Origin of the sequence: Tenuifilum sp. (assembly GCF_037481895.1) — a bacterium.
Classification (GTDB): domain Bacteria; phylum Bacteroidota; class Bacteroidia; order Bacteroidales; family Tenuifilaceae; genus Tenuifilum; species Tenuifilum osseticum.
The window spans coordinates 1-13,003 of the sequence record NZ_JBBFKU010000033.1; the positions used below are offsets into that span (position 1 = coordinate 1).

At 43.3% G+C, this 13,003-nt stretch carries 5 protein-coding genes; 3 read left to right on the forward strand and 2 right to left on the reverse strand.

Going from position 1 to position 13,003, the window contains the following annotated elements; translation table 11 throughout:
• Positions 1–55 precede the first annotated feature (55 nt).
• The 3 genes from WHS63_RS10220 (at position 56) to WHS63_RS10230 (ending at position 11,109) form a co-directional block, all read left to right on the forward strand.
• Positions 56–9,925 carry an Ig-like domain-containing protein gene (locus WHS63_RS10220; RefSeq protein WP_445205015.1) on the forward strand — a complete coding sequence of 3,290 codons (9,870 nt, stop codon included), beginning with the start codon at positions 56–58 and terminating at the stop codon, positions 9,923–9,925.
• A gap of 11 nt (positions 9,926–9,936) precedes the next feature.
• Positions 9,937–10,824 (forward strand): PorP/SprF family type IX secretion system membrane protein, encoded by an 888-nt coding sequence (locus tag WHS63_RS10225; RefSeq protein WP_445205016.1) that lies wholly within the window; start codon positions 9,937–9,939, stop codon positions 10,822–10,824.
• Between the two features lie 117 nt (positions 10,825–10,941).
• Positions 10,942–11,109 carry a DUF362 domain-containing protein gene (locus WHS63_RS10230; RefSeq protein ID WP_369489415.1) on the forward strand — a complete coding sequence of 56 codons (168 nt, stop codon included), beginning with the start codon at positions 10,942–10,944 and terminating at the stop codon, positions 11,107–11,109.
• Positions 11,110–11,156: 47 nt separating this feature from the next.
• Here the strand turns inward: WHS63_RS10230 and WHS63_RS10235 are convergent, their stop codons facing one another.
• On the reverse strand, positions 11,157–12,227 hold the full coding sequence (locus WHS63_RS10235; protein WP_445205017.1) for a glycosyltransferase: 1,071 nt from the start codon (positions 12,225–12,227) through the stop codon (positions 11,157–11,159).
• Positions 12,227–13,000, reverse strand: coding sequence for a radical SAM protein (locus WHS63_RS10240; protein WP_445205018.1), 774 nt, complete (start codon positions 12,998–13,000; stop codon positions 12,227–12,229). The genes WHS63_RS10235 and WHS63_RS10240 overlap by 1 nt, the downstream gene beginning before the upstream one ends.
• Positions 13,001–13,003: the final 3 nt, after the last annotated feature.

The window sequence follows — 13,003 nt, forward strand, 5'->3', positions numbered from 1 at the left end:
GGCTACATTTACCATTAGGCTTAATAGCCAACCGTTAAGCAATGTTACTGTTGGATTGAGCTCGAGCAATACCGCTGAGGGTACAGTTAGTCCAACATCGGTAACTTTTACTCCTGCTAACTGGAATACCCCGCAAACCATTACAATCACTGGTGTTGACGATGATATTGACGATGGAAATATCAACTACACCATTGTGACTGCGCCGGCAACCAGCACCGATACAAAGTACAATAACCTTAATCCGGCCGACGTTAGCGTTGTTAACATTAATAACGATAATGCAGGAATTACGGTAACCCCAACTTCAGGTCTTCAAACCACTGAGGCCGGAGGTACCGCAACATTTACGGTTAGGCTCAATAGCCGTCCTACAGCCAATGTTACCATTAGTTTAACGTCGACTAAACCTGCTGAGGGTACGGTTTCGCCAACTTCATTAACCTTTACCGCTGCCAATTGGAATACACCTCAAACTGTTACCTTAACAGGCCAAAACGATTGGGTGGACGATGGCGATCAGGCGTATAACGTAAACGGAACAGCCTCAAGCACCGATTCAAAATACAACGGGCAAACCTTTAGCGTTTCCGCTACCAATCTTGATGATGATGTGGCTGGAATTACTGTAAATCCAACTTCGGGCTTAGTGACCAGTGAGTCGGGCGGTCAGGCTACCTTTACCATTGTACTAACCAGCCAACCCTCAGCCAATGTAACCATTGGACTTTCGTCGAGCAATACCGCCGAGGGTACTGTAAGTCCTGCTTCGATAACATTCACCCCCGGTAACTGGAATATTCCTCAAATAGTTACAATTACCGGAGTTGACGATGCTGTAGCCGATGGTCCTCAGACATATACCATAATTACTGCTGCAGCAACCAGTACCGATCCGTTATACAACGGCATTAACCCAACCGATGTTTCGGTAACCAATAACGATAACGATGTGGCCGGGGTAACAGTTACTCCCACTTCGTTATCAACAAATGAGAGTGGTAGCACGGCAACATTTACTGTTGTTCTTAACACCAAACCCGCTGCCAATGTTACCATTAACATATCAAGTAGCGACCTTACTGAAGGTACGGTATCGCCTGCAAGTTTACTTTTTACAACTTCCGACTGGAACTCACCTAAAACAGTGACTGTAACTCCCGTTAACGACGATGAGGATGACGGTGATATTACCTATACCGTAGTTACATCCAACGCTGTAAGTACCGATCCGGTTTACAACAACCTGGCAGTTGCCGATGTTTCTGTAACCAATGTTGACGATGATAACGCTGGCTTTATTGTTACTCCAACATCTGGGTTACAAACCACTGAGGCAGGAGGTACAGCAACCTTTACAATTCGTTTGACATCTAAACCAACTGCTAATGTTACCGTGAACCTAAGTTCTAGCAATACTACCGAAGGAACCGTTTCGCCTGCAAGCGTAACTTTCCTTCCCAGCAACTGGAATGTAGCCCAAACTATTACGGTAACAGGAGTAAACGATGATGTTGATGACGATAATGTAGGTTACACTATAATTACTTCGGCTGCCAGCAGTACCGATACAAAGTATAATGGCTTAAACCCCGACGATGTTTCAGTAACCAATATCGATGATGATGTGGCCGGTTTCACAATTACCCCAACCACAGGTCTCCAAACCACCGAGGCTGGAGGAACCGCTACCTTTACAGTTCGACTCAACACTAAGCCTCTGGCAAATGTAACAATCACCTTAACCTCAAGTAATCCTGCTGAGGGTAGCGTTTCGCCTACCTCCCTAACATTTACCCCATTGAACTGGAATACTACTCAAACGGTTACCATTACTGGTGTTGATGATGATGTGGACGACGATAATGTAGCTTACACCATTGTAACCAACCCGGCTTCCAGCACCGATGGAAAGTACAGCGGACTTAACCCAGCCGATGTATCGGTAACCAATATCGATAACGATACGGCTGGATTTACTGTGTCGCCTACATCGGGATTAACCACAACTGAAGCTGGTGGAACTGCTCAGTTCACAATCAAGCTCAACACCCGTCCAACGGCTAATGTAACTATACCAATATCATCGAGCAATACCGCCGAGGGTACAGTTAGTGTTTCGAGCGTTACATTCACACCTGCTAACTGGAATGTTCCCCAAACCATAACTATTACTGGTGTTGATGACGATGTTGATGATGACAACGTTGCCTATACCATTATTACAGGTGTTGCTACCAGCACCGATACTAAGTACAGTGGATTGAATCCGAGCGATGTATCGGTTACCAATACCGACAACGATACAGCAGGCATTACTGTTAACCCAACTTCGGGGTTAACAACTACTGAAGCCGGAGGTACTGCAACTTTCACCATAAGGTTAAATACCCGTCCAACAGCCAATGTAACCATTGGCCTAAGTTCGAGCAATACTGCCGAAGGTATAGTTTCACCCACATCGGTAACTATAACCCCTGCCAACTGGAGCAACCCAGTAACTGTAACAGTTACCGGTGTCGACGATTTTGTTGACGATGGAAATGTTGCTTACACTATAGTAACCGCTGCTGCTACCAGCACCGATACAAAGTACAATGGTTTAAATCCATCGGATGTTTCGGTTACTAACCTTAACGATGATGTGGCTGGAGTAACCGTTAATCCTACAAGTGGATTGGTAACAACCGAAGCCGGTGCACAGGCTACATTTACCATTAGGCTCAATAGCCGACCCACCGCCAATGTTTCTATCGCTCTTAATTCAACTAACACAAGCGAGGGAGTAATCTCACCTACCAGCGTTATATTTACTCCAGCCACATGGAATTCACCTCAAACCATAACCATTACTGGTGTTGATGATGATGTGGATGATGACGATATTGCATACACCATTGAAACCCAGCCCTGTGTTAGCTCCGATACCAAGTACGACAACCTGAACCCTGTTGATGTTTCGGTTACCAACCGCGACAACGATGTGGCCGGTTATATTGTATCGCCCACAACGGTATCGTATTCTGAAAGCGGAAGCCCTGTAACCGTTAACTTTAGGCTTGCTACTAAGCCAACAGCTAATGTTTCATTTACCATCACCTCTGAAAATACCGATAAAGGTACGGTTTCACCAGCCAGCTTTACCTTTACTCCAGCTAACTGGAATACTGACCAGGTGCTTACCATTACCCCGGTTAACAATTCAGTTGACGATGGCGATGTTACCTTCACCGTTACAACATCGGCTGCTGCCAGTACCGATAGTAAGTATAATAGCCTGAACCCGCCCGATATTCAGGTAACATGTACCGACGATGATGTGGCAGGAATAACTGTTTCGGCTATTAGCGGTAACACCCGTGAGGATGGTACAACTGCAACGTTTACTATTGTACTCAACACAGAACCGGTTGCTGATGTAACAATCAATGTTGAGTCAAACGATATTTCAGAAGGAACAGTTGCTCCAGCAAGTGTAACGTTTACAAGTGCTAACTGGAATACCCCTCAAACCATTACCGTTACCGGTGTCGATGATGTGGTGGCCGATGGAAATCAAACCTATACCATCATCATTCATCCCGCAGTAAGTACCGATACCAACTATAATGGCATCGATCCTGACGATCTATCACTGCAGAATATCGATAACGACCAGGCAGGTGTTAACGTCTTCCCGGTAAGTGGGCTTATAACCACCGAAGCCGGTGGAACAGCAACGTTCCAAATGCTGCTTAACACTGCTCCTACAGCCGATGTAACCGTTAGCTTTGTTTCAAGCAATACTGGCGAAGGAACAGTATCGCCTGTATCGCATGTTTTCAATGCAGGGAACTGGAACTCTCCTGTAACAGTAACCCTAACAGGTGTTGATGATGACATTGAGGATGGCGATCAGCCCTATCAGGTTACAATAACTACCGCTAGTGCCGATGGCGATTACAATAACCTTGCCATTGATCCCGTAAGCGCTACTAACCAGGATGATTTAAGCCCTCGACCTGTTGACGACAATGCTACTACTGATGAGGAAACATCAGTTAACATCAATGTACTTGCCAACGATAAGGGTCTCGATAAGGGAGTTAAGTCAGTATCTATTGCAACCCAACCCGATTCCGACAAGGGTAGTGTTACAGTTAACCCCGATAATACAATCAGGTTTACACCGGTTAAGACATACAATGGACCTGTTACTTTCAGCTACCGTGTTACCCTTAACAACGATAACTGGGCCGAAGCGAATGTAACTGTTAACGTAACTGCTATTGACGATACCCCAGTAGCGGTAGATGATAACCGTGGTGCTTCATTAAACACTCCGCGCACCGTTGATGTGCTAATAAACGATACAGGCCTTGAGGATGGTGGTATTGTTGTAAGCATTGAGGAACAACCTGAACCTACCAAGGGATCGGCAGTTGCTAATGTTGATAATACCGTAACGTTTACTCCGGCCGCTGGTTATACTGGTATTGCTACCTTTAAGTATAAGGTATGCGATGCCGATGGCGATTGCGACATTGCTACTGTAACCATTAACGTTCGTCCTGTTAACCATGTTCCAGTAGCCAACGACGATGCTGCAACAACTGTCGTAAATACGCCAAAGGCAATCAATGTATTGGCTAACGATAGCGGACTTGACGATGGATTTGGAAGCATAACCATTTTCACTCAACCCGCAAATGGTAATGTTACAGTAAATGCCAATAGAACCGTAACCTACACTCCGAATAACGGGTTCATCGGTACCGACCAGTTTGTTTACATGTTGCAGGATGTAGATGGCGATTACGATTTGGCTACTGTAACCGTTACTGTAAGTGCCAAACCAAATTCACTGCCTAAAGCTAATCCTGATAGCCGTGCAACCTCAAAGAACACCGCTGTTAAAGTAGATGTTCTTACAAACGATACCGGCTTAGATGATGGCGTTGCCTCGCTTACCGTAATTACTGATCCTTCAAATGGAACCTATTTGGTTAATGCTACAAACGATTCAATAACCTATACACCAAATAACGGCTATGTTGGAACCGATGTATTCCAGTACCAGGTTTGCGACACCGATGGCGATTGCTCAGTTGCTGCAGTAACTATTACTGTTAAGGATGGCGTTAATCATGTACCTGTTGCCAATAAGGACTCAGTGTCAACCATTATTAATAAGCCTGTTAACATTAATGTTCTTAAGAACGATAGTGGCTTAGATGATGGCTTTGGTAGTATTGAAATCTATCGTCAACCCGACTTTGGTACCGTTCAGGTAAATGCTAACCGCACCATTACCTATACCCCAACATACATGTTTGTAGGAACTGAAACATTCTACTACATGATTACCGATGTTGACGGCGATTTGGCCATTGGTGAGGTTAAGGTAACCGTAATAGATCGTCCCGATTACATACCTGTTGCAAACGACGATCGTCGTGGCTGTAGCTTTAATACCCCAGTTGTGGTTGACGTTCTGTTTAACGATACCGGTCTCGACGATGTACCAGTTACAGTCGCTATCACTCAGAGTCCAGCTCAGGGAACAGCAATTGTAAATGCCGATAACACAGTTACATTTACTCCGGCAAACGGTTTTATTGGTCAGATGACCTTCAAATACTCTGTAACCGATGTTGATGGCGATAGCGATGATGCAACCGTAACTATAACGGTTAAGAGTGGAACCAACATTGTTCCTGTTGCTGCCGACGATGCTGCAACCACTAAGGTGAATACTCCTGTATACATAAATGTACTGGCAAACGACCGTGGCCTCGACGATGGTTTTGGCTCACTGTACATTTACCGTCAGCCTGAGTTTGGAACAGTTGTGGTTAACGCAAACAGAACAGTTACTTACACCCCATCGTACATGTTTGTGGGAACTGAAACCTTCCAGTATGTGGTTGAAGATGTTGATGGCGATTATTCGCTTGCAACTGTTACTGTAACTGTACTCGACAAGCAAAATGCTATCCCTGTTGCAAACGATGATTATCGTGGTTGCAGTTTCAACCAAAGCGTTGTGGTGGATGTGCTATTCAACGATACTGGCCTCGATGATGTTCCGTTAACCGTTACAATCAGCCAACCTCCAGCCATTGGCAATGTTGTGGTTAATGCCGACAACACCATAACATTCACACCAGCAACTGATTTTGTTGGACAATCTACGTTCCAGTATGTGGTTACCGATATTAACGGTGAAAGCGATGATGCACTGGTAACTATAACCGTGAAACCTGGTGCAAACAATGTACCTGTAGCACAAAACGATGTTGCCAATACTATTATCAATACACCTGTTGACATAAATGTACTTGCTAACGATACAGGATTGGAAGATGGTTTTGGAAATCTCACCATCCGAACTCAGCCCCTATTTGGCACAGTAGCCATTAATGCAAACCGAACCATAACCTACTACCCAAGCTACATGTTCCTGGGTACCGATACCTTTGAGTACTTAATTGAGGATGTTGATGGCGATTACTCCGTTGCAACCGTTACGGTTAATGTAACTGAGAAACCCGACGCACAGCCCGTTGCTAACGACGACCGTCGTGGTTGCAGCTTCAATGCTCCTGTTACCGTTGATGTATTGTTCAACGATACTGGACTTGACGATACTCCACTTACCGTAACTATTTCGCAGGCACCTACACAAGGATTAGCAATAGTGAATGCTAATAATACAGTAACATTTACCCCTGCAAATGGTTTTATTGGCCAAATGACCTTCCGTTACACCGTGACCGATGCCGATGGCGATAGCGATGATGCCTTAGTAACCATAACCGTAAAATCGGGAACAAATGTTGTTCCAGTTGCAGTAAACGATGCGGCTTCAACCTATGTTAATAACCCTGTTACAATCCCCGTTCTTGCCAACGATAGCGGCCTCGACGATGGATTTGGCTCACTTTACATATACCGTCAACCACAGTTTGGAACCGTGGTGGTTAACGCAAACCGTACGGTTACCTACACGCCGAGTTACATGTTTGTTGGTACTGAGACATTCCAGTATGTAATTGAGGATGTTGATGGCGATTACGCGTTGGCAACCGTAACCGTTACAGTAACCGATCGACCCGACGCTCAACCTGTTGCTAACGACGACCGTCGTGGTTGCAGCTTCAACCAAAGTGTTGTGGTTGATGTGTTGTTCAACGATACCGGACTTGATGATGCTCCTGTAGCCGTAACTATCTCTGAAGCTCCTGCACAGGGTACAGCCCTAGTTAATTCCAATAATACTGTAACATTTACACCGGAAACCGGATTTATTGGAACAATGACATTCCGTTATACCGTTACCGATGCCGATGGCGATAGCGACGACGCTCTTGTTACAATTAGGGTTAAGGAAGGAGTGAATATTGTTCCCCTTGCTGTTAACGATGAGGTAACTACACAAATGAACACCTCGGTTGACATTAATGTACTTGCTAACGACTCAGGCCTTGAAGATGGTTTTGCTGATTTAAGAGTACTGGTTCAGCCGATGTTTGGTACTGTGGTGGTAAACTCCAATCGTACCATTATGTACACCCCATCGTACATGTTCCTTGGTACCGATTCGTTCCAGTATCTAATTGAGGATGTTGATGGCGATTACTCCGTTGCAACTGTCACCATAAATGTTGTTGAGAGAATAAACCATATTCCTGTTGCAAACGACGATTACCGAGGAACATCGTATAACACACCTCGAGTAATTGATGTGCTGTTTAACGATACAGGAATTGAGGACGTTCCATTAACGATTACCGTAGTGGATAATCCTAAGAATGGTTCGGCAACAGTTAATTCCGATAACACAATTAACTACCTACCAGCTAATGGGTATCTTGGAACCGATAGCTTAACCTATAGAGTAACTGATACCGATGGTGAGTGGGATGAGGCAAAGGTATACATCAATGTTAAGCCATTTAACATGATCCCTGAAGCCCACGACGATTATGTTACCACAATTGTAAATACACCCGTTGATGTTGATGTACTTGCCAACGACACCCTACTCTTTGAGGGTATTAAGAGTGTGCAAATTCACACCCAACCCAAGTGGGGCGCTGTGGTTGTTAACAGCGATAATACAATCACATACATTCCTGGCTATTTCTTTGTGGGCAACGATGAGTTCAAGTACTATGTGGAAGACGTAGATGGCGATTACTCACTTGCTACGGTTTATGTTACCGTAATAGATAAACAGAACAACATACCAGTTGCTAACGACGATCGCCGCGCTACATCAAAGAATACGCCAGTTACCGTAGATGTACTCATCAACGACGACGGTCTTGAAGATGGCTGGATAGCTGTTCATCTCGATCAGAACCCCGATCCGTTAACAGGTACGGCTGTTCTTAACGCTGATAATACTGTTACATTTACCCCTGTAACTGATTATCTTGGTTTGGCTACATTTACCTACTACATTACCGATAGGGATAACGACACCAGTAATGTAGCAACTGTTACCATCAACGTTAAGGAGGTTAACTTTGTACCAGTTGCCGTTAACGATACAGCAACAACCACTATGAATATCCCTGTTCTGGTTGATGTTATCAAGAACGATTCTGGCCTTGAGGATGGTCTGTCATACATCAAAGTAATGTCGAAACCTCGCCATGGATTTGCCTACGTATTCGATAGCCGCAATATCCGTTACATCCCATCGAGCTGGTTTGTTGGCAAGGATTCCCTCTCGTATATGGTGGTTGATGAAGACGGCGATTACGGAATTGCTAAGATTTATATTGAGGTGGGTGAGCGGTTAGATCACAAACCCAAGGCAAACCCCGACGGTAGAGGAACAGTTAAGAACACCTCCGTTAACGTTGATGTGCTGTTTAACGATACAGGTCTTGAGGATGGTGGAATTAAACTGCTGTTAACCCAAATGCCTACTCATGGTAATGTAGTGCTTGAGGCCAATAATTCTGTTACCTATACACCAGCTACTGACTACCTTGGCGAAGATTACTTCCGTTACCAGGTTTGCGATTTCGATAACGATTGTTCTACCACAACCGTTACCATCAGGGTTAAAAATACAAACCTTATACCCTATGCGGTTAACGATACCGTAACTACATACAAGAACCGTTCTGTTGAATTTGACCCAACCTTTAATGACCTAAATAAGACAGATGGTGGTATTATAGTGATGGTTTACTCGCAACCCACCAATGGCGTGGCTGCAAAAACAGCTGCAACCAAAGTACGGTATACCCCCAGCACTGATTTTTATGGAGTAGATTCGCTCTGGTACTACATTCAGGATGTGGATGGCGATTACACATTGGCTAAGGTGGTAATAAATGTTCTGAACCGTGAAAACTACACCCCCGATGCCATTGACGATGAGGCTGAAACGTACGCCAATACAACCATCCTTATAGATGTGCTACAGAACGACCTTTACCTAAACGATGGGGTTAAATCGGTAGAGCTTGTTACACCAGCCACAAATGCTAATGTAATTGTAACTGCCGATTACAAGCTACAGTACACACCTTTAGCAGGCTATAAGGGTACCGAAAGTTTCACTTATAGGGTTTGCGACATCGACGATGAATGCGATATTGCAACTGTAACAGTAACCGTTAGTGTCGATCCAAATAAGAAAGTAGAAATACCTGAAGCATTCTCGCCCAATGGCGATAATATCAACGATACGTTTGAGGTACAAAACATAGAGTTCTTCCAAAAGGTAACCCTATATGTTTACAACCGCTGGGGCAACCTGGTTTACAAGAGTGATAACTATAAGAACGACTGGGATGGCACCTCGAATGTTTCGATGGCTATAGGTTCAAAACTTCCCGATGGAACTTACTACTACTTGTTGGAAATTAAGGATACCGGCAAACTGTATAAGGGAAGCGTATTTATTAAGCGTTCATACTAAAAGTTATGTTTATGAAAAAGATATTTTTAGTGATCTTTGGAGTTGCTGCCTTTGGGGCAGCAACTCTAAAAGCTCAACAGGAACCAATTTTTACCCATTACCTGCATAACCCGGTTTCAATAAATCCAGCCATTGCAGGTACCGTCCGTAATCTGAATATGAGCATGTTATCGCGACTGCAATGGGTAGGACTGGAAGGTGCACCTACTACTCTGAGCTACTCTGCACATATGCCCTGGCCCGATAAAAAAATAGGTGTTGGGCTGAATCTTATGAGCGATAACACTTGGCCTTTGAGTAATACCCATTTTTCAGGCTCCTATGCTTATCGCCTCAGGGTAAATGACGATATTACACTTTCGCTTGGTATAAAAGGTGGCTTCACCTATTACCATGCATCGGTTACCAATCTCGATGTGGTTAACCCCGATGACCCTGCGTTTACCCAGAATGAAAAACGCTTTTATCCAAATATCGGAGTTGGGGCTTATATTTACTCATACCAGTTCTATGCAGGGCTATCGCTTCCTCGAATGCTCCAAACGTCCTTCAATCGCAAATTCGATAAAACCCTTAAAAGCCCGTTATATATCATCGGAGGGTATAATTATGAGCTTAATTCCGATTGGGTACTTATGCCCTCAATGCTGGCCGGCGCAATGATTGGAGTGCCAATGACATGCGATATTACAGCTCAGGCTCTTTATAAGGGACAATTCTATTTTGGAGCCCATTACCGCATTGGCGATGCATTTGGTATCTTCTTCGATATGAAATTGAAACACGATATCTCCGTTGGCTATGCATTCGACTTCTCGTTGAATAAGCTATCAAGAATCAATACAGGTACCCATGAGCTAATGATTTCATACTCATTTGCCCCCAAGTGGAAGTTTTAAAGTTTTCTAAATAAGGGTTATTTGAATTGATTTTTTTGGCAAGTTAAATTTATGTCTATAAATTTGCGTTGAGTTCAAAGAAACTAATTAGGATACGTTAAACTAAATTTTACAGAGATGGCATACAAAATTTCTGACGATTGCACCGCTTGCGGTACCTGTATCGATGAGTGCCCTGTTGAAGCTATTTCAGCTGGTGATATCTACAAGATTGACCCTGAAATTTGCACCGACTGTGGCTCATGCGCTGATGTTTGCCCTGTTGAGGCAATTCACCCCGCATAGTTGGTGATAAATGAATTATAAAATCCGTGCTATATGCACGGATTTTTTTATTCAATAAAAGCAAGAACTTGATTAGGGTTTAAGCGTGGTGGCACTGGAATAGTTTGACTTAGGAGGGCTAACAGTAAATCTTTTGAAAGGTCTTTTTGGTTAACTGTTTTAAACCAACCCAGTTTATTCATTCTGTGTGCTAGGTACTCCTGTTCTGTTTGTCCGGGAGTTGGGATTAAAATACCTCCCTTGTTTAGGTATACTAAATCCATAATGGTGCTGTAACCGCTTCGGCTTATTACATACTTGGAGTTTATAATGGCCATGGCCATTTCGTCGTTACCCAGACTTCCTGCAAATGTCAAATTTCCAATCGTTTCCCAGCTGTTTATTTTAAGAGGATTACCTTTTAGTATTAGGGTTTTGAAATTAAGTTCACTTAAGCAATTTGCTATTAAATTAATGAACTCAGTTTTTTGTGGCTCAGGGCCCGATGCAATAACCATTACATCCCATTGAGGGTTCAACTGTTTTACGGGGATCCCATTGAACCTTGAAATAGGGCCAATATATCTTAAATTAGTTAATCCATTTGATTCTGAGAGCATTCCGGCTATACGGGGAGTATTATTAAAGTCAGGAACCCATACCTCATCGAATCTGCTAAGTAAGTGTCGAATAACGTTTTCACCCAAATGTTTAAGAAAACCAAACGGTTTAGGTGGTATAACTCTAAGCTGGTGTGTGATTATGACCGATCTAGTTTTGGACGATCGGAACCCATAACGGTTGTCGGAAACGATGAGGGTAAAGCTTTTACCTTTTAAAAGCCTTTTCAGTTTGAAATACTCTATTATTGTTACAAACGGAAGTTTTACGAGAAATGATAGCAGATTTAATACACTTGCCCTCCCCGTTCCCAGTTTCATTTTGGGAGAGTAAAAGTAAATTATTTCAGAATATGGGCAATTATTTTTAATTAGCGCACCAAGTTCATTATTTGTAGCAACAGTTATCAAATAACCCTTATGTGAAAGTTCATGAATGACAGGAATAATTCTAGTAGCATGGCCTAATCCCCATGCAAGTGGCGATAGCAATACTCTCTTTTGTGTTTCCGGTTCCATCAACCCGACACCTGAGTTTTTATGCCTAATCTTTCAACTTTTCTGGCAATACCCTGTAATGTTGATAGTGGAATTTTGTGAAGGGTATCAGTGGGTGTTTCGCGTGCAATGGTGTATATCATCACATCCTTTGGCTTAATTTCCTGAATGGCTTTAAGCCAGGCATCCACCTCAGCTTCGGTTGTATTGTCAATAGCTTTGCCCCTAAATGTCCCTTTCACAAAAAGTGTTTGTATGGTACAACGACCGCTAAATCGTTTTAGATTTTCTATTAAACTGCTAATCTCTATTTTGTACAAGGGTTGGTTCAAAATTTCAATAGTTTCAGGAAAAACTGAGTCGAGCTTCAGAATGTTTTGATCAACCTTTAGTAAGCTCTCAAAAATGTGAGTATCGTGAATTAGGGTTGAGTTTGATAGAACGGCAATTTTTGCCGAAGGACAATACTTGTTCCGTAAGGTAATAGTAGAGTCAATTATAGTTGGGAACTCGGGATGTAGGGTAGGTTCCCCGTTGCCAGCAAAGGTTATAACATCGGGTAGTTCGCCCGTTTTCATCATTTCAACCAGTTTTGATTCAAGCGATTGCTCAACCTCCGATAATGTTGGGTAGTCAAGGGTAGCCATTGAGTCGGTCCAGCCACACTCACAGTAAACACAGTCGAATGAGCAAATTTTTTGGTTTGTAGGCAAAAGGTTAATTCCCAACGAAACCCCAAGCCTTCGGCTTTTAACAGGTCCAAAAACAATACTATCGAAAAGGAAAGTACCCATTTT

Bases quoted from the DNA above. Each gene is read 5' to 3' on its own strand.
- WHS63_RS10235 (WP_445205017.1), bottom strand. From the start codon at position 12,227: ATGGAACCGGAAACACAAAAGAGAGTATTGCTATCGCCACTTGCATGG.
- WHS63_RS10230 (WP_369489415.1), top strand. From the start codon at position 10,942: ATGGCATACAAAATTTCTGACGATTGCACCGCTTGCGGTACCTGTATC.
- WHS63_RS10240 (WP_445205018.1), bottom strand. From the start codon at position 13,000: ATGGGTACTTTCCTTTTCGATAGTATTGTTTTTGGACCTGTTAAAAGC.
- WHS63_RS10225 (WP_445205016.1), top strand. From the start codon at position 9,937: ATGAAAAAGATATTTTTAGTGATCTTTGGAGTTGCTGCCTTTGGGGCA.